19 protein-coding genes are annotated in these 22,791 nt (G+C 51.3%); 15 read left to right on the top strand and 4 right to left on the bottom strand.

The features are described 5' to 3' along the window. Window positions 1-41 precede the first annotated feature (41 nt). The gene (locus tag DWY84_RS10910) at window positions 42-1,244 is read right to left on the bottom strand and encodes an aminotransferase class I/II-fold pyridoxal phosphate-dependent enzyme (RefSeq protein ID WP_118533202.1); all 1,203 of its coding nucleotides are present in this window, start codon (window positions 1,242-1,244) and stop codon (window positions 42-44) included. A 189-nt stretch (window positions 1,245-1,433) separates the two neighbouring features. Between DWY84_RS10910 and DWY84_RS10905 the strand changes: the two genes are divergently transcribed. The 11 genes from DWY84_RS10905 (at window position 1,434) to DWY84_RS10855 (ending at window position 12,068) form a co-directional block, all read left to right on the top strand. After that, on the top strand, window positions 1,434-2,183 hold the full coding sequence (locus DWY84_RS10905; RefSeq protein ID WP_118533188.1) for an MBL fold metallo-hydrolase: 750 nt from the start codon (window positions 1,434-1,436) through the stop codon (window positions 2,181-2,183). Continuing rightward, window positions 2,180-2,980, top strand: coding sequence for a threonine/serine exporter family protein (locus DWY84_RS10900; RefSeq protein WP_118533186.1), 801 nt, complete (start codon window positions 2,180-2,182; stop codon window positions 2,978-2,980). The genes DWY84_RS10905 and DWY84_RS10900 overlap by 4 nt, the downstream gene beginning before the upstream one ends. A 26-nt stretch (window positions 2,981-3,006) precedes the next feature. Further along, window positions 3,007-3,459, top strand: a complete 453-nt coding sequence (locus tag DWY84_RS10895) for a threonine/serine exporter family protein (protein ID WP_118533184.1) — start codon at window positions 3,007-3,009, stop codon at window positions 3,457-3,459. A gap of 32 nt (window positions 3,460-3,491) precedes the next feature. Next, entirely contained in the window at window positions 3,492-4,784 is a 1,293-nt protein-coding gene (locus tag DWY84_RS10890) for a dihydroorotase (protein WP_178716759.1), read from the top strand. 160 nt (window positions 4,785-4,944) lie between these two features. Further along, window positions 4,945-5,847: a LysR family transcriptional regulator gene (locus DWY84_RS10885; protein ID WP_118533182.1), complete on the top strand. Its 903-nt coding sequence runs from the start codon at window positions 4,945-4,947 to the stop codon at window positions 5,845-5,847. Window positions 5,848-6,000: 153 nt separating this feature from the next. After that, window positions 6,001-7,629 carry a nickel ABC transporter substrate-binding protein gene (gene nikA, locus DWY84_RS10880; protein WP_118533180.1) on the top strand — a complete coding sequence of 543 codons (1,629 nt, stop codon included), beginning with the start codon at window positions 6,001-6,003 and terminating at the stop codon, window positions 7,627-7,629. 110 nt (window positions 7,630-7,739) lie between these two features. Continuing rightward, window positions 7,740-8,681 carry a nickel/cobalt ABC transporter permease gene (opp1B, locus tag DWY84_RS10875; RefSeq protein ID WP_118533178.1) on the top strand — a complete coding sequence of 314 codons (942 nt, stop codon included), beginning with the start codon at window positions 7,740-7,742 and terminating at the stop codon, window positions 8,679-8,681. Beyond that, window positions 8,681-9,502: a nickel/cobalt ABC transporter permease gene (gene opp1C / locus DWY84_RS10870; protein WP_118533176.1), complete on the top strand. Its 822-nt coding sequence runs from the start codon at window positions 8,681-8,683 to the stop codon at window positions 9,500-9,502. The genes opp1B and opp1C overlap by 1 nt, the downstream gene beginning before the upstream one ends. Beyond that, complete coding sequence (locus DWY84_RS10865; RefSeq protein ID WP_118533174.1) at window positions 9,502-10,335, top strand: ABC transporter ATP-binding protein; 834 nt, start codon at window positions 9,502-9,504, stop codon at window positions 10,333-10,335. The genes opp1C and DWY84_RS10865 overlap by 1 nt, the downstream gene beginning before the upstream one ends. Further along, window positions 10,328-11,107 carry a dipeptide/oligopeptide/nickel ABC transporter ATP-binding protein gene (locus DWY84_RS10860; RefSeq protein WP_118533172.1) on the top strand — a complete coding sequence of 260 codons (780 nt, stop codon included), beginning with the start codon at window positions 10,328-10,330 and terminating at the stop codon, window positions 11,105-11,107. Before DWY84_RS10865 ends, DWY84_RS10860 begins: the two co-directional genes overlap by 8 nt. Window positions 11,108-11,126: 19 nt before the next feature. Continuing rightward, window positions 11,127-12,068 carry a M14 family metallopeptidase gene (locus DWY84_RS10855; protein WP_118533170.1) on the top strand — a complete coding sequence of 314 codons (942 nt, stop codon included), beginning with the start codon at window positions 11,127-11,129 and terminating at the stop codon, window positions 12,066-12,068. Between the two features lie 33 nt (window positions 12,069-12,101). On the opposite strand, the gene DWY84_RS10850 is transcribed toward DWY84_RS10855, so the two are convergent. Beyond that, the gene (locus DWY84_RS10850; protein ID WP_243024832.1) at window positions 12,102-14,075 is read right to left on the bottom strand and encodes an AAA family ATPase; all 1,974 of its coding nucleotides are present in this window, start codon (window positions 14,073-14,075) and stop codon (window positions 12,102-12,104) included. A gap of 486 nt (window positions 14,076-14,561) precedes the next feature. Here DWY84_RS10850 and DWY84_RS10845 point away from each other — a divergent pair, with 486 nt between their 5' ends. Both DWY84_RS10845 and DWY84_RS10840 read left to right on the top strand, forming a co-directional pair. Further along, window positions 14,562-14,909 carry a winged helix-turn-helix domain-containing protein gene (locus DWY84_RS10845; protein ID WP_118533168.1) on the top strand — a complete coding sequence of 116 codons (348 nt, stop codon included), beginning with the start codon at window positions 14,562-14,564 and terminating at the stop codon, window positions 14,907-14,909. After that, entirely contained in the window at window positions 14,906-16,243 is a 1,338-nt protein-coding gene (locus DWY84_RS10840; protein WP_118533166.1) for an MATE family efflux transporter, read from the top strand. The genes DWY84_RS10845 and DWY84_RS10840 overlap by 4 nt, the downstream gene beginning before the upstream one ends. A 68-nt stretch (window positions 16,244-16,311) precedes the next feature. Here the strand turns inward: DWY84_RS10840 and DWY84_RS10835 are convergent, their stop codons facing one another. Then, window positions 16,312-17,769 (bottom strand): sodium:solute symporter family protein, encoded by a 1,458-nt coding sequence (locus tag DWY84_RS10835; RefSeq protein ID WP_118533164.1) that lies wholly within the window; start codon window positions 17,767-17,769, stop codon window positions 16,312-16,314. Window positions 17,770-17,934: 165 nt separating this feature from the next. On the opposite strand from DWY84_RS10835, the gene DWY84_RS10830 reads away from it, so the two are divergent. Both DWY84_RS10830 and DWY84_RS10825 read left to right on the top strand, forming a co-directional pair. Further along, the gene (locus tag DWY84_RS10830) at window positions 17,935-18,675 is read left to right on the top strand and encodes a LytTR family DNA-binding domain-containing protein (RefSeq protein ID WP_347560788.1); all 741 of its coding nucleotides are present in this window, start codon (window positions 17,935-17,937) and stop codon (window positions 18,673-18,675) included. 54 nt (window positions 18,676-18,729) lie between these two features. After that, the gene (locus DWY84_RS10825) at window positions 18,730-20,037 is read left to right on the top strand and encodes a GHKL domain-containing protein (RefSeq protein ID WP_118533162.1); all 1,308 of its coding nucleotides are present in this window, start codon (window positions 18,730-18,732) and stop codon (window positions 20,035-20,037) included. Window positions 20,038-20,052: 15 nt separating this feature from the next. Here DWY84_RS10825 and glgB read toward each other — a convergent pair whose 3' ends face one another. Continuing rightward, window positions 20,053-22,701 (bottom strand): 1,4-alpha-glucan branching protein GlgB, encoded by a 2,649-nt coding sequence (gene glgB, locus DWY84_RS10820; protein WP_118533160.1) that lies wholly within the window; start codon window positions 22,699-22,701, stop codon window positions 20,053-20,055. Window positions 22,702-22,791 lie beyond the last annotated feature (90 nt).

The following is a 22,791-nucleotide window of genomic DNA, read 5'->3' as shown; positions in this document are numbered from 1 at the left end:
CCCCGGCCTGCTTCGGACCTTTTGTGATTATTCTTAAATTGCTATTTTGCATGAAATACGTAGCGGTCCAACCGTTCGAATGCCTCCTGCACCCGGCTGAATGGCAGCGCCAGATTCATGCGGATATGGCACGGACCATGGAAGGGTCTGCCGTCCTGCCAGATGACTCCAACCTCCACACCGGCTCTCTGCAGCTCATCAATCGTCTTCCCATGCTTCTCACACCACTTTGTGCAGTCCAGAAACAGCATGTAGGTTCCTTCCGGCTTTGATACCTCGATACCTTCAAAATGATCCTGAATATATCTGCAGGCAAATTCTACATTACCGGTCAGCACCTGGCGCAGCTCATCCAGCCACTCATAGCCCTCCGGTTTGTACGCTCCAACCAGCGCGTGCATGGAAAGCACATTCATTGCATTATAATGAGATAAGGAAGACTCTTTCAGAACGCGCTCCCTCAACCAGGTGTTGTAAATAATATGGTAGCTTCCCACAAGTCCTGCCAGGTTGAAGGTTTTGGATGGCGCGTACATAGCCACCGTGCGGTTTCTGGCATCCTCACTCACAGACTGAGTTGGAATGTGTTTGTGTCCTTCCAGAATCAGATCAGACCAGATCTCATCTGAGATTACAAAGACATCATACTTTTTATAAAGCTCCATGGCCTTCTCAATCTCCCAGCGCTCCCACACGCGGCCGCACGGGTTGTGCGGAGAACAGAACACGGCTGCGTGAATGCGGTTTTTCACGATTTTCTTCTCCATATCCTCAAAATCCATGCGCCAGACTCCGTTTTCATCCTTTATCAGCGGAGAATGTACAATATGATATCCGTTGTTTTCCAGACTCATGGTAAAGCCGATATAAGTCGGGGAATGAAGCAGTACGTTGTCCCCTTTGGAACACATCACATTCAGGGCGCTGATCACACCGCCCAGCACGCCATTTTCATAGCCGATGTGCTCCGGCTTGAGTCCGGTCACACCGTTGCGCTTCTCCTGCCACCGGATAATGGAAGCATAATATTCTTCCGATGGATCAAAATATCCATAGGCCGGATGCTGCACACGCTCCATCATGGTCTCCACAACCGTTGGTACGGTCGGGAAATTCATGTCAGCTACCCACATCGGGATTCGGTCAAAGCCTTCCTTCACCTGTGCGCCCGGAATCGGAATGTGCTCTACTGCAATCGCATCTTTTCCGTTGCGATCCAGAATCGAAGTAAAATCGTATTTCATAATCACCTTTTTTCCTTTCGTCAGCATTATAAATCTATTCTCATCTTACCGCGTTTTCGGTCTATCTTCAATATTTTACATGCGCAACACAAAAAGGCTCCCAAATCCAGGCACTTACTCTGTGATTCGGAAGCCTTTTGTGCTATGATGGACATACTATGAATGAAAAGAAAGTGAGGGACTCCCGTTATGACGATCACGTATATCCACCACAGCGGTTATCTTCTGGAGACGGAGCAGGCGCTGCTGCTCTTTGATTTTGTAGAAGGCGCACTTCCGCCACTGGATCCCGCCAAAGACCTGTTTGTGTTTGTGAGCCACCGCCACGAAGACCACTTCAGTCCGAAGATCTTTGATCTGGCAGCCACTCACCCCCGCATCCGTTTTATCCTTTCCGATGACATCTGGCAGAACAAGGTGCCGGATCACCTGCACGGACTCGCCTGGTTCATGGATCCGGGAAAGGTTCTGGAATGGAAGGAAGGCGGCGGGCTTCGCGTAACAGCCTTCAAATCTACGGATGAGGGCGTGGCCTTCATGGTAGAAACCGGCGGTTATACCATCTATCATGCCGGCGACTTAAACAACTGGCGCTGGAACGGCGAAGAGCTGGCATGGAATAACAACATGAGCACCAACTACCGCCGCGAGCTGGAAAAGATCAAAGCTTCCGGTTTCCACCCGGATGTTGCCATGGTTCCGTTAGATGGACGCCAGGAGGATCTGTTTTACCTGGGACTGGATGATTTCATGAGGACGGTCGGCGCCGAAATGGTCTTCCCCATGCACTTCTGGGAAGATTTCAGCGTCATTCCGGCACTGAAAAAGCTGGACTGCAGCGCAGAATACCGGGATCGCGTGGCAGATATCCGCAAAGACGGGCAGCGTTTTTGCTTTCCGGCTTTTCCGGATAACCGATCAGGCGGAGAGACAACATGATATCCACAGTCACAAAAGCCCATGCACAGCAGGAAATCCTGCTCCTCGCCATGAAGGCCGGGCAGATCCAGCTGGAAAACGGAGCGGAAATCTTTCGCGTGGAAGATACCATCATGCATATCTGCCGCGCCTACGGACTTCATTCTGTCCATATTTTCGTGCTGAGTAACGGTATTTTTCTAAGCTGCGGAGATGAGACGGAACCCCTGTTTGCCAAGGTTTTGCAGGTGCCTGTCAACAATACCAACCTGCGCAGAGTAGCAGAGGTAAACCAGCTGTCAAGACGCATTGAGGAAGAAGGACTTTCCCCGGAGAATGTACGCAGAGAGCTGACCCGCATCGAGGAGCATCCGGGCTTTCCCGCTGCTTTGCAGATTGCCGTGGCCGGTCTCGCCGGTGCCTGCTTTGACATCATGTTCGGCGGCTCGCCATGGGATTTTTTATGTTCCATTGTTGTCGGAAGCCTGTATCAGGCCTACGCCGTGTATCTCGGCAATCCGCATTTGGGACGAATCGTGCGCACCATTCTCGGCAGTGCCTGGATCACCTTTCTTTGCATCCTCTGTTACCGCTTCGGCCCCGGAGAAAATTTTGATGCCATGATCATCGGCGGCATTATCCTCATGGTTCCCGGAGTTGCCTTCACCAACGCTATCCGCGACATGGTCGACAGTGATTACATTTCCGGCTCTGTCCGAATGCTCGATGCCGTCATAAGCTTTTTCTGCATTGCCATCGGTGTCGGCGTGGTGCTTGCGCTGTACAGAAATATAGCCGGGGCTCCGCTGCTTCCATAATAAATAATAGGAAAGAGAGGTTCTTCATGCTGCACCTACTGATTCAGACCTGTGCGGCCGCCATGGCCACCATAGGATTTTCCCTGCTGTTTGGCGTTCCGGCCCGCTATTATCCCAGCTGTGCCCTCATTGGCGGCGTGAGCTGGCTTGCCTACCTGCTTCTGCTGCCCTACAGCTCTGTCTCTATTGCCACCTTCGCCACCACGGTCATTGTGATCCTCATGTCACGATGGTTTGCGGTGCGGAAGCGGTGCCCGGTCACCATCTTTCTGATTTCCGGCATCATCCCGCTGGTGCCGGGTGCAGGAATCTACCGGGCAGCCTACTACACGGTCACAGATCAGCTTTACCTGGCTGTCCAGACCGGTTTTGATGCCGTCAAAATGGCAGTTGCCATTGTACTTGGGATCGTGTTCGTTTTTGAAATTCCGCAGACGGTATTTCAGATCGGCAATCAGAGGCTCCACCAAAAACAATAATATTTTACAGATAAGATACAGGAGGAATCATTATGCTGTTACTTCAGAATGGACGGGTCATCGACCCGAAATCAGGACTGGACCAGGTCATGGATCTGGTCACAGACGACAAAAAGATCCTGGAGATTGGAAATGATTTAAAAGAAAAACACCCGGATGCCCGGGTGATCGACGCCACCGGTCTTGTGGTGGCTCCGGGATTCATTGATGTTCACGTGCACTTCCGTGATCCGGGACTTACCTATAAGGAAGATATTCATACCGGTGCCGCTGCCGCTGCCGCAGGCGGATTCACCACCGTGGTCTGCATGGCCAACACCAAACCGCCGGTTGATAACGTGGAAACCCTCGAATATGTGCTGGCAGAAGGCCAAAAGACTCCGATCAACGTCTTAAGCGCTGCCAATATCACGATCGGCATGAAGGGCGAGGTTCTCACCGACATGGAACTGTTGAAGGCCCACGGCGCTGCAGGCTTCACCGATGACGGTATTCCGTTAAAGGACAGTGCTCTGGTAAAGAAAGCCATGGAGGAGGCTGTCCGCTTAAACGTACCGTTAAGCTTCCACGAAGAAGATCCGACGCTTATCACCAATAACGGCATCAACCGCGGTGCCGTGTCCGAGCACTTCGGCATTGGCGGCTCTCCGGCTGCCGCAGAGGATGTTCTGGTAGCCCGCGACTGCATGCTGGCCCTGCACACCGGCGCCCTCATCGATATCCAGCATATCAGCTCCGGGCACTCCGTCCGCATGGTAGAACTGGCCAAGCAGCTTGGCGCTCATGTCATGGCAGAAGTTACCCCGCACCATTTCAGTCTGGATGAGACCGCAGTCTTAAAACACGGCACCCTGGCGAAAATGAACCCGCCGCTTCGCACGCTTGAGGATAAACAGGAGATTCTCCGCGGCTTAAAGGAAGGCGTCATCGACATCATTGCCACCGACCACGCACCGCACAGCGCAGAGGAGAAGGCAAAACCGCTTACCGAAGCACCGAGCGGCATCATCGGCCTGGAAACCGCACTGGCTCTTGGTGTCACCAACCTAGTCCGGGAAGATGTCCTGACCATGCCGCAGCTCATGGAAAAGATGAGCCTGAACCCGGCCATCCTCTATCACCTGGAGGGAAACAAGGGCCATTTAAGCACTGGTGCAGATGCCGATCTGGTACTCTTCGATCCAAACGAAAAATGGACCGTAAAGGAATTCAAATCCAAAGCCACCAACTCTCCGTTCATCGGTGAGGAGCTTTACGGAAAAGTAAAATACACCATCTGCGGCGGAAAAATTGCTTATGTTGCTATTCCCGTCCGGAATAACTGATATTTTTTCTCAATAACGGCTTTTCGAGGGAGACTTCCGAATTCACCGGTTGTCTCCCTTCTTTTTTTCTGTTATAGTGGTTAGCAAACGCTTACCGTGTGCATATCAGGAATGTCCTTTGAACGGAAGCAGGCACTTTATTCAGGAGGAACCGGATACTATGGAATTACGTCAGCTGGAATATTTTATGATCACCTGCGAAAAAGGCAGCTTTAACCAGGCTGCCGAATGCCTTTACACCACACAACCCAATGTCAGCAAGGTAATCAGTTCCCTGGAAAAGGAGTTGGGCCGCCCGCTTTTTGAGCGCAGCAGCCGCGGTATCCGCATCACTCCCTATGGTGAAACAGTCCGGGAATATGCCCAGAATATTCTCCACAATGTCAGCCTGATCGATTCCCTGACTGACCGGAACCAGGGCAAGAAATTCAGCCTCGCCACCTATCCCAGCAACATGATTTCCCGCCTGCTGACCGACTTCTATCAGGAAATGGGCGACTCCTACATCGTAGAACACTTAGAAGGCACCGTGGAAGAGATCTGCAACCGGGTTGCCCAGGGACTTTCCGAGATCGGGGTTGTCTATATCGCAGAAAAACAGCTGCACCAGTTCCAGCATATTCTGTCCCACAAAAAGCTGAAATTCATTCCTCTGGATATGAAAGAAGCCTGTGTTTATGTCGGCCCGAATCATCCGCGCTACCACGATGAAAGCATTGACTTTCAGGATCTTTCCTCTCTCTCCTTCGTCCGGGGCGTGCGGGATTTTTTCTCCGTGGAACACCATTTAAGCCATGTAAGCCTGGGCGCCATCAGTACAGAACAGCTCCATTATTCCGTCTACACCAACAGTGACCACCTGACCATCAACCTGCTGATGAATACCGATATCTGCAGCCTGGGCATCAATTTTCTCTATGACCAGTACCGCCAGTACGATGTCCGCCAGCTGCAGATCAACAACTGTGAGCCCTTTCTTCTCATCGGCTACATCTGCCCGGATGACGCAAAATTAAGCACTGCCGCTGAGTGGTTTATCCGTCATTTTCAGGCAATTTTATAAGAATTTTGCCCTTGTTATAACATTTTGGAATAACTAAGCCCCTCCAAATTCATCAGTAGTAAGCTCCTGCTAACCCATGTTATACTTTCATCGTTCGCACCGGATGTGTGGACAGAAACGATAACAAGCTTTTACAACAGGAGGACACTGATTATGAAAAAAAGATGGGGCACACTGCTTCTTGCAGGTCTCTTAGGCACCGCCGTATTAAGCGGCTGCGGTTCATCCGCCTCTGACTCTGCATCTACTGCTGCCGCAGATTCCGCTGCTGCAGAAACCACCACTTCTTCTGAAAATACGAAAGAAGATCTGATCTTTGTAAACTACCGCGATATCCGCGATTTAAACCCGCATTTATATGCCGGCGAGATGTACGCGCAGGAAATGCTGTACGAGGGTCTTGTCAACATCACCGCAGATGGCTTTGAGGGCTGTCTTGCTGAGAGCTGGGATGTCAGCGAGGACGGTAAGGTCTACACCTTCCACATCCGCCCGGGCGTGCTGTTCTCTGACGGTGAGAAATGTGATGCCTACGCTATCAAGGCCAACTTTGACGCAATTCTGGAAAACAAGGACCGCCACACCTGGCTGGAGATGATGCACCTGCTGGTCGGCGTTGACGCTCCGGATGAGAACACCTTTGTCATCGAGCTGTCTGAGCCGTACTACCCGCTCTTAACCGAGCTTGGTGTTACCAGACCGTTTGCCATGATCTCCCCGAAAGCCATGAAAGACGGCAGCACCAAGGATGGCGTAGAGGCTTACATCGGAACCGGCCCATATGTGCTGGATGAGTTTGTCACCGATGAGTATGCCATCTTCAAGGCAAACCCGAACTACTGGGGTGAACAGCCGGCCATCAAGACCATCACCGTTAAGGTCATCCCGGATAACCAGACCCGTATCCTGGCTCTGGAAAAGGGCGAAATTGATATGATCTTCGGAAAGAACATGATCGATGCCGATGCCATCAACCAGTACTTAGACAGCGATAAGTTCACCGTAGAGCTTTCTGATCCGACCTCTACCAGACAGATCGTTCTGAATACCTCCTCCGATATTCTCTCCGAGAAGGATGTGCGCATTGCGCTTCAGCATGCTACCAACAAGCAGAATATCTCTGACGGTATCTTCTACGGACTGGAGAAACCGGCTGACACCCTGTTCGCAAAAACCATCCCGTACTGCAACATTGATCTGGAGCCGTTTGCCTACGACTTAGAGCTGGCCGGCCAGATCCTGGATGACGCAGGCTGGAAGATGGGCTCCGGCAATGTCCGCGAGAAAGACGGAAAGCAGTTAAACATTGACCTGCTTTACAACAGTGACAGCGTTACCGAGAAATCCATTGCCGAGTATCTGCAGAGTGAGTATCAGACCATCGGTGTTGCCTTAAACATCCACGGCGAGGAGGAGCAGTCCTACCGCGATAACATGAAGGCCGGTAATTTCGATATGGTATTCAACATCTGCTGGGGAACCCCGTACGACCCGCAGTCCTCTCTGGCAGCGATGCGCGCGCCGGTATACGGTGACTATGCAGCCCAGCTTGGCCTGGATGATAAAGCCGAGATTGACGAAGCCATCACCGAGATCCTGATCACCACCGACGAGGACAGACGCCAGGAGCTTTACACCTACGTTCTGACCCATCTGCATGAGGACGCGGTTTACATTCCACTGACCTATGAGTGCAACAAAGCCATTTATCGTTCCGATATGAAGGGCTTCCACTTTACCCAGACCCAGTATGAGGTTCCGTTCCAGGATTTCTCTTTCTAAGCTCTGAGGAGTAACCAAATCCGAACCATGTGTACGAAGCCGTCTCCCCCGAGGCGGCTTTGTACTGTTGCTGTACACGCATTTGCTGATTTTTCACCGGAGGTGCTGTTTTGAAACCATATATCATCAAGCGAATCCTTTCCGCGATTCCGCTTCTTCTTATTATTTCCTTTGTGTGCTTTGTTTTTATCAACCTGATTCCGTCCGATCCGGCTGAGGTGGCCCTGCGCGTACGCCAGGTTCCCATCATCACCGAGGAGGCCATTGCGGAAGTCCGGGCGGAGCTTGGCCTGGATAAGCCGTACCTGGTCCGCTATTTCACCTGGGTACTGGACTGCCTGCGCGGCAACTTCGGCATCAGCTATGTAAACCCGACCCGTACCGTGGCGGGAGAACTGCTCCGCTGTATGCCGGCTACCCTGCAGCTGGCCGGTGCTTCCCTCATCATGGTAATCCTGTTAAGCCTGCCAATCGGTTTCCTGTGTGCTGTATACAAGGATGGCTGGTTTGACCGGATCATGCGCGGCATTGTCTTCATGACCACCGCCATGCCGGCTTACTGGGTCGGCCTTCTGATGATGTGGCTGATCTCCATTAAACTGGATCTTCTGCCCACCAGTGGAAACGGAACCATCCGGCACCTGATTCTGCCGGCCTTTACCGTATCTTTAAGCTATATTTCCACCTATATACGCCTGATCCGCAACAACATGCTGGAAAATATGAAACAGGACTATGTGCTCTACGCCAACGTCCGCGGACTGCCGCAGAAATCCATTCTGATAAAGCATATTCTGAAAAACTCCATGCACACCTGCATCGTTGCCATCGGTATGAGCATTCCGCAGCTGATCTCCGGAACCATTGTCGTGGAAAATGTATTCGCGTGGCCGGGACTCGGAACCCTGTGCATCAGTTCCATTTTCAACCGGGATTATCCGGTGATCCAGACCTATGTACTTCTGATCGGCGTTCTGTTTGTCGTATTTAACCTGCTGTTTGATATTCTTCAGACGGTGTCTGATCCGCGTATGCGAAAGGAGGGCAACTAATGTTACACCGTTTTCTTCATAATAAAACTGCTGTTGGTACCGTCTCTCTGGTGCTGATCGTGGCTCTGATGGGCATCTTTGCCCCGGTCATTGCCCCGCATGACCCTTACGCTACCGACATTCTCAACAAATTTGCCCACTTCAGCAAAGAGTATCCGCTGGGCACCGATAACCTGGGACGTTGTATCCTCTCCCGCATGATCTACGGCATCCGCCCGACCCTCGGCCTTGCCGTCCTGACCATGCTCGGCACCATCGGCCTGGGGGCCCTGATGGGACTTCTCGCCGGTTATTTCCGCGGCATTACCGAAGAGCTGATCATGCGCGTGGTAGATGTAATGCTTTCCTTCCCCAGCCAGATCATGGTATTCGCCGTCGTTGCGCTGCTCGGCATTAACGTCCAGAACGTCATTCTGGCAAATGTCTTTATCAAATGGGCCTGGTATGCCCGCATGATCCGCACCGGTGTCATGCAGTACCGCGACCGAAACTTTGTCCAGTTTTCCCGCTGTGTCGGAACTCCAGAACGCTTCATTCTCTTCCGGCATCTGGTTCCCTCCATCGCGGCAGACCTGGCCGTGCTCTCTTCCCTGGATGTAGGCTGGGCCATCATCAATATTTCCACCCTGTCCTTTCTGGGGCTCGGAGTACAGGCTCCGACACCGGAGTGGGGTGCCATGCTCAGCGAGGCGAAAAATGTCCTGACCAGCAACCCTGCCCAGATGCTGGTACCGGGTATCGCGATCGTCATTCTGGTTTCTGCTTTCAACTTAATGGGCGATGCCATCCGCGATGTGCTGGACCCGAAGGAGGTGCTGTAATGTCTGCCATTTTAAAAGTAGAAAACTTAAATGTCACACTGCATCACCGCAGAGCCTCCAAGAAGCTGGTGGAAAATGTCAGCTTTGAAGTCCGGCCCGGCGAATGCCTCGGCATTCTTGGAGAATCCGGCAGTGGAAAAAGCATGACTGTAAAATCCGTACTGGGCCTGCTGGATAAGAATTTCCAGGTTTCCGGAAGTGCCATCTTTGATGGCCAGGACCTGTTAAAGGAATCCAAAGAAGAGCTGCGCCGCCTCCGCGGAAGCCGAATCACCATGGTCCTGCAAAATCCCATGACCTGTTTCGACCCGCTCTACCGCATCGGAAACCAGATGGCGGAAACCTTTGCCACCCACACTTCCTGGAATGCGCAGGAAATCCGCACCCACTCTCTGGAAATCCTGGAACAGATGCGGATCCGGAACGGGGAAGAAGTTCTGGAAAAATACCCGCACCAGCTTTCCGGCGGCATGCTCCAGCGTATCATGATCGGCATTGCCATGGCCCTGCAGCCGGAGCTTCTGATTGCCGATGAGCCGACCACCGCCATTGATGCCATCACCCAGTACGAGATTCTGGAAGAATTTATCCGCATCAAAAAGCAGAAAAATACCGCCATGCTGTTCATCACCCATGACCTGGGTGCCATCTCCAGGGTAGCTGACCGTATTCTGGTTATGAACAGCGGACATGTAGTGGACAGCGGAAGCTTTGACCACATCCTTAAGCACGCCGATGACCCGTACACCCGCATGCTGGTGGAGAAACGATCTGCCGTCATGCAGCGCTACCGCCAAATCTTACACGGAAAGGAGGAGAGTTCCCATGCTTGAAGTAAATAACGTCTGCGTCAGCTTCCGCAGCGAACGACAGGAAAAGCTGTTCGGCATCACCCGGGACCAGGTTCTCTTTGATGTCTCCTTAAAGGTACCCCAGGGAACCTGCCTTGGCATCCTCGGCGAATCCGGAAGCGGAAAATCCACCCTGGGCCGCGTGATCAGCGGTCTGTTAAAGCCCGACAGCGGTGAACTGAAGATTCACGACACTTCCGTCTACGCCTCCAGAAGCGGCAGAAAAAACCTGCAGAAGCGCTTAAGCGTCGTATTCCAGGACTACACCACCTCTGCCAATCCCCGCTTCCGGGTAAAGGAAATCATTGCAGAAGGACTCTCCGCAAGGGAACGCAACCAGAAAGTCCGGTTAAACCGGGCCGAAGAAACCAGCCGCCTCTTAGAGCTGGTCGGCCTAAATGCGTCCTACGCAGACCGGTATCCCCATGAGCTGTCCGGCGGACAGCTGCAGCGTGTCTGCATTGCCCGGGCCGTGGCATGCCAGCCGGAGATCATCCTCTTTGACGAAGCCATCTCCTCCCTGGATGCCCACACCCAGGTCCAGATCATGGACCTTCTGCGTGAACTGAAGGAAAAGCTGGGACTGACCTATATTTTCATCACCCATGACCTGACTTCCGTCACCTACCTCTGCGATGACGTGCTTTTCCTCTACCACGGCCGCATCACCGAACACATCCCGGTGTCCCGCATTGCCAAGACCAAAGACGAATACGCGAAGAAGCTTCTGGCTTCCATGATCGAATTTGACTAAAGGAGAATTTTTGAGACTTATGAGACTGTCTGACTTAAAAGCCGGCAGCGGAGTAAAACAGACCCTCCCGCTGCCTGTCACCAGCCCCTTTCCAATAGAAATGACCGTAGTCTGCGGCTGCCGCCCCGGAAAAACCCTGGTGGTGACAGCCGGCGTCCACGGCTGTGAATACGTCGGCATCGAAGCCCTGAACCGCCTGAAACAAGAGCTGGATCCCGCCGCCCTGTCCGGCCGCGTGATCCTTCTTCCTCTGGTAAACCCGGAAGGCTTTTACCAGGGCAGCAAACAGACAATTCCGGCTGATGGAAAAAACTTAAACCGCATGTTTCCCGGTAAATCCGATGGCACATTTTCCAGCCGGCTTGCCAGAGTCCTGGAAGAAACCCTGTACCCCGAAGCAGATTTCCTGATGGATCTGCACGGCGGTGATGTCAACGAAGCACTGACTCCGCTGATCTTCTTTCCAACAGCCGTTTCGGAAGCCTTGTCTGCCGCAGCTTGTGCAGCCGCCGAAAGCCTCTCCGTTCCTTACCGGGTTGCCTCCACCTCCAGAAACGGACTTTACAGCTGGGCAGCCCAGTGCGGCATCCCCGCCCTTTTAGTAGAACGCGGAGAGCGGGGTCTGTGGCGTGGAGAAGAAGTTTCTGCATGCCGGGAAAATGTGTACGAGCTGATGCGGCATCTGGGAATCCTGCATGTGGACATGGTATCCTCCTGTTTTCCGCAGACCGAAATCCGCAAAGCCATCTACGAGGAAGCTCCCGCGGATGGCTTCTGGTATCCCGCAATGTCTGAAGCCGGTCAGAAATTAAAACAGGGTGCCCTGCTTGGCACCCTGAAGGATTCTTATGGAAATGAAATTGCCCGCTATACTGCCCCGTTTGAGGGAGTGGTGCTCTACTACACTCTAAGTCTTGGAGTAAGAAGCGCAGATCCGCTCATTGCATACGGAAAGCTGTAAATCTGCTACCCTCAGGCCGATACCCAGGCATGTTCAATGTGCCTGGGCATTTTCTTTCACCAGCACATCTTTCCCGGAAAACGCAAAGCCAAGTTTATAGATTTTGGCTGCCGGAATTCCCACAGCCAGCAGGTCTTTTTCATACTCCCGGTCTTCAATCTGCTTTAACGCATTGTCTGCCGTCTGTTCCAGATTCTCCTCCTGCTTCTCATTCCGAACCTTAAATTCCAGAATAAAAGCATCCCGGTCTTCCTTTTGCGGATACATGGTAATGTCATAACGTCCCCTGCCGCTTTCCCGGTTAGATACAATACGATATTCCTCACGCAGGCACACGATCAGTCCAAGCACTAACCCATGATAAAAGTTTTCGGGAACGCGCTCCACCGGACCGCGTCCTGTATCAAAATAGCTCATGGAATCATAGGAAAGATCCAGCAGAATGTCATTCAGATCCTCGAGCTTATGATTTACCAGTGCCTGGGCAAACTCATTGCAGATGGACATACCATTATGGAACATTCCCATGATTTCCGTCCGGAACATTCCCATGACCTCCTTATTGGTCACCGACACGTCACACTCTGTGATTTCCTGCTCCTTTACCACATGATCGGCCTTAATATACCCCACCGACAGAAGTAGGGACCACAGGCTGTTCTCATCTCCGTCCAGATACTGGAATGTGATATTCTCATTGATCCGTTTATGAACCAGCTCTCCCCGCATCAGTTCCTCAATCTCATGCTTACTCCGCAGCGGATGGCGGCGGATCATGTCTCCGATCAGCTTGTTGCTGCTGGTATTGATCCAGTAAGACTGCAATTCCCGCTGCTGCATATAGTTGCAGATGGACCAGGGATTGTAGATGTCCTTTCGGTTTCCAATGATAAAGCCGTCATACATGGCCTTCACATCCTTCATGGTGTCGATATTCTGGCATTTCAGCGCATCCATGACCTCCTGCTCGGTAAAGCCAAAGCAGTCACTGTAGTCATTGCTAGTAACGGTGCAGGTTTTCAGGTTATTCAGGTCGGAAAACAGCGAGTTTTTGGAAATTCTCGTCACGCCGGTAATGATAGCCCGGAAAAAACTGGAATTTTCTTTAAACGTACAGTGAAACAGCTGACGGCAGGTAGCGATCATCTCATCCCAGTAACCATCTGTGTATGCCTCCAGAAGCGGCGTATCATATTCATCCAGGAGGATAATCGGCTTTGTATGATGATGCCGGTACAGCAGCCCGCAAAGTTCCTGGATTGCACTCCCGGCGTTTTCTATATTTCCCTTCCGGAATGAATTACGCAGCTCGTTGTATCTTTCCCGGTCTTCTGCGCTCAGTCCCATACTCTCTGCAAGATACCGGTGTGCCTCATACATATTTCCCAGATTCACTGCCATCCCCTGCATGGCCTGCTTATAATTCAGTCCTTTGCAGCTTCCAAAACTCACGGAAATAACCGGAATTTTTCCAAATAAGCTCCGGCTTCTTTCATCCTTCCAGACACGAAGCTGCTCAAAATCTTCCGGCTGATCCGCGTATCTTGGGTCAAAGAAATGTTCTACCGTGCTGAGAAGCATGGTCTTTCCGAATCTTCTGGGGCGGTTGATCAGGGTAACCGCCACATTGCTTCTGAGCCACTCGGAAATGAAATGGGTCTTATCCACATAAAACTGTTTTCCGCAGGCGTAATCCCCAAAATCCTGAAAACCAATCCCCACCCGAGCATCCAGATAGGGATTGCGGCTTAAAATTTTCTGAAGCTTCCGCATATAAGCCAAGAGGTGCTTTTTCTCCTCCTGCAGACGGCTCCGCTCCTCAAATTCCAGAAGGACCTGCTCCCGCTCATCCAGCTTGACATAGGTGCTGGTCACCTTGCCATCTACGCTTTTCTGGATGTAGGGCTGCTTTTTGCCGTTGATGGTCTTGTAGGTCAGTGTGCCTTTCGGCAGTTCTTTCAGACGTGCGTCGATATCCTCGATCCGGTCCCGTGGATTGGTCGTCATAGCTAAACCTCCTTTACAGTGAAATTTTCAAGTAAAATTTTATTTGCAACTTATTTGACAACTTATAAAGAATGTCCTATAATACACTTAACGAGAGAGTCGAAAGCTAGAGTACACCTAGCCGCCGGCAATAAGCATTCAAAAAATAGCGCTTCATCTTACCGGGACGAGGGCGCTATTTTTTGTGTGTAAAATAAGCAACGAGTGTGATTACAGCACAAAGCATAATTACAAACTGAAACAAATCTGAATATGTAACCATTGGCACCGGCCTCCTTCCGTATAACGTCCGGCGGCTGACATAATCGCCCCTTCGACTCCCTGGGTAAATGTATTATATATAGTTTTTATCAGTATATAACCACAAATAACCATTGTCAATCTTCCCGTAACTATAAAATTATGAATACTTGACTTTTATTTTTTTCTCCTTATAATTAAGCAATAGCTTTATTAAGTGAATACTTCATTATAAAGGAGACACACATGACTGATCTTGAATTGCTTCATATTATCACCATGCCTACACGCTACCAGATTCTCATGCTTTTACTGGATCATCATTACTGTGGCAAGGCGCTTTCCTCCAAACTGGGCATCAGTGAATCGGCGGTATCCCAGCACCTGCAAGTATTAAAAAGATGCGGACTGGTCACCGGCCTGCGAATTGATTACCAGATGCATTACCAGGTGAACAAAGGCCTGATGCTCCGGGCTGCCAATGCCTTTTGCCAGGCGCTGTCAGAAACCGAAAAAACACACTGGGACCAGGAAAACTGTGACTGTGAATTTGCTGCGTCCTGCAGCCGGAGAGGAGCTTCCAGAAAATCATGAACAAAAATAAAGACTATCTGATCACAGAGAAGCCCTCCCGGGCACTGTTTGCCTTTGCGCTTCCTATGATCATCGGAAATCTGTTTCAGCAGGCATACACCATTGTAGACTCTGCTATTGTGGGACATTATGTAGGAGAAACTGCACTGGCCGCGGTCGGCGCGTCCTATGCGCTGACCAGCATTTTTATCTGTGTCGCCATCGGCGGCGGCATCGGCGCGTCGGTCATCATCAGCCAACACTTCGGCGGACATGCCTACAGCCGCATGAAAAACAGCATCCGCACCGCCATGCTTTCCTTCCTGCTCATCAGCCTGCTTCTTGGCGGCATTGGCCTGTGCTTCAGCAGACAGATCATGGAAACCTTAAACACTCCGGCTGATGCCATGGACATCGCTGTAATCTACTTAAACATTTACTTTTACGGCCTGCCCTTTTTGTTTATGTACAACATCCTCTCCTCCATGTTCAATGCTCTCGGTGAATCGCGGATTCCGCTGTATCTGCTGATTTTCTCCTCAGTGCTGAACATCTTCCTGGATCTATATATGGTGGCCACCCTGCATCTAGGCGTTGCCGGTGCTGCTTACGCAACCTTTATTGCCCAGGGCATTTCAGCAGTCTGTTCCTTCCTCATCTTCCTGCGCACACTCCGCCGGTTAGATGGGAAAGCAGAAACTTGGTTCAGTAAGGCAGAGTTTTCCTCCATGTCCCGCATCGCACTGCCATCCATTCTCCAGCAGTCCACGGTTTCCATCGGAATGATGCTGGTCCAGTCAGTGGTAAACGGCTTTGGCACACAGATCCTGGCCGGATTTTCTGCCGGCATGCGGATTGAATCCCTCTGCGTAGTTCCCATGTCCGCCATCGGAAATGCCCTTTCCTCCTATGCGGCCCAGAACATTGGCGCAGAGAAACACGAACGGATTCCCCTTGGATACCGGGCTGCCAACATCATGGTCGCCATTACCGCCGTCATCCTGTGTCTGTTCCTGGAACTGCTCCACCGCCCTCTGATCGCATTATTCCTGGACGGTGCTCCCTCTGCCCAGACCGTTGCTACCGGAGAAGGATACCTGCGATTCATCGGCTTCTTTTTCTGCATGATCGGCTTTAAAATGGCGGTCGACGGCATTCTGCGCGGCGCCGGTGCCGTAAAAGTTTTTACCATCGCCAATCTGGTAAACCTGGGGCTGCGTGTGCTCATTGCCAAGCTCGGAGCTCCTGTCTACGGCATTGCCATGATATGGTACGCCGTGCCGCTGGGATGGCTCGCAAACTTCCTGATCTCCTACGGATATTACCGGACAGGGAAATGGAAACAGATAAAATAAACCTGCATAGCAAAACCCGGCGGGCCATCACGGTCCGCCGGGTTCTATTATGCAGGTTTTATATGCTTTTAATCATCCTCTTCCGGTGCCAGCTCGGTAGTCTCTACCTTCGGCGGCATCAGCTTGGAGAATACTACAAATCCAATGAACGCTGCAACCAGACCCGGGATGATCGGCTGGCTGAACTTAATGCCAAACAGCACGCCCTTGGAAACATGCTCCAGGTACACAACCACAATGGTACCTGCAAGTAAGGAAGCAATGGTTCCCGCGGTGGATGCTTTCTTCCAGTAATGTCCCATCACGTACGGGAAGAAGGAACCAGCCGCACGTAAGGTGAAGCAGAACATTAAGATAGAAACAATGCTCTGGGTGTTGAACAGCGCGATGAGCATGGAAGCCACGCCTACCAGGCACATCACGATTTTGGTGACCTTCATGACAGAATCACTGGATGCGTCCGGTTTTAAGACTGCTTTGTAGATATCATTCGCGAAAATGGAACCTGCGCCCAGAAGGTCAGAGTCAGAACTGGACATGGTTGCGGAAATGATGCCTGCAAATAGAAGTCCGCAGATCAGGGCCGGCATGGTGTTGATAGCCAGAACCGGAAGCGCGTAACGGGCACCTACGGACGCGAACTGCTCAGAGCTGAACTTGCCCATGTTGATCAGCGCCAGGGTGATGATGCCCAGGATGGTCGGGATAAACGCGTAAATGAAGTTTACCAGAGCCGCCAGCCATGCGCCGCCCTTTGCTGCCTTCTCGTCTTTTGCCGCATAGAAACGGGATACGGCTTCCTGTCCTACGGAGAAGGTTGCGGTATACATGATGACCAGGGAAATGATGCCAAACAGGTCATAACCTTCAAACAGGTTCATGGTTCCTTCCGGAATGTTTGCGGAAATGCTGCTCCATCCACCTGCGTAATTCATGGCAAACGGAACCGCGATGATCATGCCGATGACGATCAGGAAAACCTGTACAAAGTCAGTCAGGGTAACGCTCCACAGACCGCCCATGATCGAATAAACGGTAACAACCACTGCTACAATGATAACTGCTACCTGGTAATCAATATTTAACATGGTAGACAGAATAACCGCGGAAGCAATGAACTGTCCTGCAGTCAGTCCTACCAGCGGAAGCAGCATAATGATCGCGGTGATCAGTCCGCACTCCTTGCCATAACGTCTGCGGAAATACTCCGGAACGGTCTTAACCGTTGCAGCACGGAACTTCGGCGCGATAAAGCTTAAAATGATGAACGCGATACCCATGGTGGTAATATACCAGGATGCGCTCAGACCAAAGCCTGACATACCATTCTGAACAACACCGAGAGAACTTCCGCCGCCAATCTCCGTTGCTGCCAGAGTTCCCGCCATTAAGAACGGCCCCAGTCTTCTTCCTGCTACCATGAAATCTGTGTTGCTCGTAATCTTTGTGGAAGAATACCAGCCAATCCACAGCATGAACAGCAGATACACGATAACGATTGCGGTAACCATTAAATTTGTACCCATACACATACCCTCCTGTAATATTTGACAACCCTGTCAAAAAGTTGTATAAATTGTTTATGTTTTTAGTTTACCACAGGTTTCATGTGTGCAAAACTTCCAATTATGCAAAAACAGGACCAAATCTGCAAACTCCTGCCGAAATATGCGCACCAGGAACCCCCAGCTATGAAAACCACTATATGCGGAGATGATAATGCCATGCTGAAGATTGCCATATGCGATGATACAACAGAAGAACGGGAGCTGGTGGAGCAGTATGCCCGTCGGTATTTCCAGAAACAGAACCGCCCGGTGGAGCTGGAAACATTTCCATCCATGCAGGATGTTCTGGACACCGGCACCGCCTACGGCCTCTATCTTCTTGACGTGCTCATGCCAGGCAAAAGCGGCATCCAGGGTGCGGCAGACCTTTTAAAACTCTACTCCAATCCGGTCATCGTCTTTATTACCTCCTCCCTGGAGTCCGCGGTAGACAGCTACCGGGTCTGCGCCTCCGGCTTTCTGTTAAAGCCTGTGCGGTGGGAGGATTTTGAGGAAACCATGGACCGGGTCTGCCTCCAGAAGCTTTCCCAGCCGGATGCCTGCCTCTCCGTTGTGGTAAACCGGGTTCCGGTAGATCTTCCCCTGAACCGCATTTCCCATTTTGAAAACCGTCTCCATAAGGTTTACGCCACCCTCACCGATGGCAGCGTCATTCCGCTCAGCCAGAAGCTTTCTGCCATTCTGGAATCGGTTTCGGAACAGGAAATCTTTCTGCGCTGCCACCAGAGCTACATTGTCAACCTGGCTCACGTTCACACTCTGGAGGATTCCTCATTCCAGATGGAAGACGGCACTTCCATTCCCATTTCCCGCGCTTTCTATAAGGAAGCCAAAAATGCCTACTATCATTACCGCCTGCGTTAGGAGCGGCCGGAACCGGTCCGCTCCCAGCCGTGGCGTCAAAGGAGAACGTTACCCATGAACGATGCAGCCTGCCATGTTTTTCAGGATCTGATCAATCTTTCCGTGCGTATGATGCCCATCTTCCTCTGCCTGGAACCGAAACAGAAAAACCGGGAGACCATCGCGGCCTGCTCCGTTTATCTCTGGGCTATCATGATCTTTACCCAGTCCCTGTTTCACATTCCGGATCACATCTTCTGGATCTTCCAGGGCTTTTTTTCATGCCTGTTTTTCCTGGTGCTTCTGGTCTTTTTCCACGGTTCTGCTGTAGAAAAGCTGTTTTTCTATCTGTCGGCATGGATGCTGGCGGACCTTTCCTCATTTCTGAATCGCTTTACAGCCTGGTGCTTCCACACATGGCTCCCTCTGTCCGAAGAACAGCTCTGCACACTCATTTCCCTGATCAGTGCCTCGCTCTGCTGCCTGTTTGTGCATTTCTGGCTGAAGAAACGCGCCCGTCAGATTTTTGGCAGTCTCTCTGCCCGCTTCTGTCTGCTCGTAGCTGCTTATCCGGCGCTTTTTCTCTTCATTCAGTTGATCGGTGAACGCGCCCTGTTTCCTTACGGCATCCCATCCGGCCAGAGCCAGAGCCTCCTCTTATTCTTCCTGGTGCTCTGCGTCAGCCTGCTCTTACTCTATGTGCTCACCTTAAACAGCACCGCCCAGATCGTAAAACGCAAGCAGACCGAGGAAGAGCTGACCTTTGCCCGCCAGATGATCAGCAAGCAGCGGGAACACTACAACCAGACTCTGGACTACATTGAACAGGTGCGGATCATCCGGCATGATTTCCGGCATCACATCCACGCCCTGCTCTACATGGACAAGGAACAGCAGGTAAAATACCTAAAGAATCTCCAGAAAGAGCTGGAAACTTCCGAGCAGAAAATCTTCTGCGAAAATCAGGCTGTAAACGGACTGATCCAGGAATATGCGGTCCGGGCTGAAAAAGCCGGAATTTCCTTCACCGCCCGTCTGGATCTGTCCGCCCATATTCCAATTGATGACCTGACACTCTGCATCGTCATCGGAAATCTGCTGGAAAATGCTATGGAAGCTTCCAAAAAAATGGAGAAAGATTCATTCATCCGCATTCAGGCCCGCATGGACGGCGACCATCTGCTGATGCTTGTGGAGAATGCCTACAACGGCAGTATTCAGGAGAAAAACGGAAATATTCTTTCTAGTAAAAAAGACGGGGGGCTCGGGATGCTGAGTATCCAGCGCATCCTGAACCGCCCCGGTGATGAATTTGATGTTTACTTTAATGATGATACCTTTACGGCCATGGTGCAGATTGGAACGGATATTCCACAGCGGTAAATCCAGGCCACAGTCTTATGCTTTTTTCTCCGTGATTTTCTCTGTGGATTTATCTGTGGCTTTCTCCGTGGCCTTATCTGCAGCTTTCTTTACCTCGGCTGCGGTCTTCTTTGCGGTATTCTTTGCTTTCTTTACCACATCCTGCACTGCGGCAGCAGCCGTTTCCTTCGCCGCTTTTACGGCTTCCTCCGCAGTTTTTCTTCCATTTTCCGCTGTTTTCGCTGCTGCTTTCTTTGCTTCCGCTACTGCTTTTTTCACAGTTTCCGTCTTTGCGGAGCTTTTCTCTGCCGCGGTTTTCTTTTCTGCGGCTGATTTTCCCATGCTGGTCTTCTTTGCGGCTGTGCTCTTCTCCGTACCGGTCTTTTTCGCTGCCGCGGTCTTCTCGGCTGCAGGCTTCTTTGCGGCTGATTTCTTCGCCGCCGTTTTCTTCGGTACTGCCGGCTCACATGAGAACACGATCATGGACATTGGCGGTACCGTGATCTGCATGGAATAGTCACGGCCATCGTACTCTTCCTTCTTTGCCGCTCTCACCCTGGAATTGCCCTTGCCGCTTCCGCCGAACTGTTTTGCGTCACTGTTGAAGATTTCCTTGTATCTGCCCGCAAACGGGAGTCCGATCTGGTATTTCTCATGAAGTACCGGAGCAAAGTTGCAGACAAAGAGCAGAGTCTCTTCCGGCTTATCTGTCTTTCTGGTAAAGACAACGATATTATCTGCCGCAGAAGTACAATTGATCCATTCAAAGCCCTCCTGCTCAAAATCCTTCTGATACATAGCAGGGTGCGTACGGTAAAGTTCATTTAACGCAGTCACATAATCCTGCATATTTTTGTGAAGCGGGTACTCCAGAATGTTCCACGGCAATTCTTCATTCTCATTCCACTCGGAAATCTGAGCGAACTCCTGTCCCATGAACAGCAGCTTCTTGCCCGGATGCCCGTACATAAATCCGTAGGCGGTACGCAGGTTTGCTGCCTTCTCCTCGTAGGTCTCCCCCGGCATCTTGCAGAGCATGGAAGACTTTCCGTGCACGACCTCATCGTGGGAGAATACCAGCACGAAGTCCTCACTGTAAGCATAAAACATGCTGAAGGTCAGCTCGCCGTAATGCTGATTGCGGAAGTATGGATCACACTGCATGTAGCCGGTGAAATCGTTCATCCATCCCATGTTCCATTTATAATCAAAGCCAAGGCCGTTCTCCTTCACGGAGCCGGTGATCTGCGGCCATGCGGTAGACTCCTCCGCGATCAGCAGGCCGCCCTTGATTTCTTTCTTGAAGATGCTGTTTAAGTGTTTTAAAAACTCTACTGCTTCCAGATTCTCATGACCGCCGTAGATATTGGCAACCCACTCTCCGTCATTCTTGCCGTAATCCAGATACAGCATGGAAGCCACCGCATCCATGCGGATGCCGTCTGCATGGTACTGCTTGGCCCAGAACAGCGCGTTGGCAATCAGGAAATTAGTAACCTGCGGCCGTCCGTAGTTGTAGATCAGGGTACCCCAGTGCGGGTGTGCGCCCTGTCTCGGATCCTGATGCTCGTAAACACAGCTTCCGTCGAAGCATGCCAGGCCGTGGGCATCACGCGGGAAATGAGCCGGTACCCAGTCCAGGATCACGCCGATGCCCTGTTCATGCATATAATTCATGAAATACATAAAATCATCCGGCGTGCCATACCTGCTTGTCGGCGCATAGTAGCCGGTTACCTGATAGCCCCAGGATTCATCTAACGGATGCTCCATCACCGGCATCAGCTCCACATGGGTATAGCCCAGCTTCTTCACATACTCAGCCAGCTTCGGCGCGATCTCCCGGTAATTGTAAAACTCGGAACCGATGACCGGCTCTCCGTCTTCGTCCATCTTTAATTCATGGCGCATCCAGGAACCAAGATGCAGTTCATAGATGGAAAGCGGCTTGTCCTTGGATGCCTCCAGCTCCCGGTTCTTCATCCAGATCTCATCGTTCCAGGAAAACTGCTCCAGATCCCAGACGATAGACGCGTTATCCGGGCGCAGTTCAGAATAGTTTCCGTACGGGTCAGATTTTAACATCGGCTCGCCGTGATGATTCTTAATCTCATATTTGTAAAGTGCTCCCACTTCAAGACCCGGCATAAACAGTTCAAAGACGCCGGAATCTCCCAGGCGCTTCATCTGGTGGCGTCTGCCATCCCACATATTGAAGTCACCGACTACGCTGACACGCATGGCGCAGGGTGCCCACACGGCAAAATAAACACCTTTTACACCGTCAATCGTCATCGGGTGCGCGCCCATCTTGCGATACACATCGTAATAAATGCCTGCGTCAAACTTTTTCAGTTCCGCGTCCGTAAACTGAGACGGAAACGCGTAAGGATCCTGCAATTCCTCCGTTGTCCCGTTATCGTAAGTAATCTCCAGAAGATATTTGCTCATCTTCTTCCCATGCAGGAGCACCGCATAATATCCGGCCTCGTCCTGCAGTTCCATGGGATAGCTCTCATTTCCAACCTTCGCTGCCACAGCTACCGCGTGCGGCATGAACACCTGGATCAGCAGTCCCTCTTCCACCTCATGCGCTCCCAGAAGGCGTTCCGGATTTGCCGCCTCGGAATACACGATTTCCTCAATTCCAGCCCAGTCCATTAAATCATATAATACCTGATCCATTGATAGCCCTCCCAAAATATAGAGTCGGAAATTCGACAAAAATTGCGACTTTTCAAATTTTCCGTTCATTAATTCTGAAATTTATTATAG

Source organism: Clostridium sp. AF27-2AA (assembly GCF_003478505.1).
Taxonomy (GTDB): domain Bacteria; phylum Bacillota; class Clostridia; order Lachnospirales; family Lachnospiraceae; genus Brotaphodocola.
The sequence above is the reverse complement of the archived record's forward strand: the minus strand, read 5'-3'. Positions and strand labels throughout refer to the sequence as shown.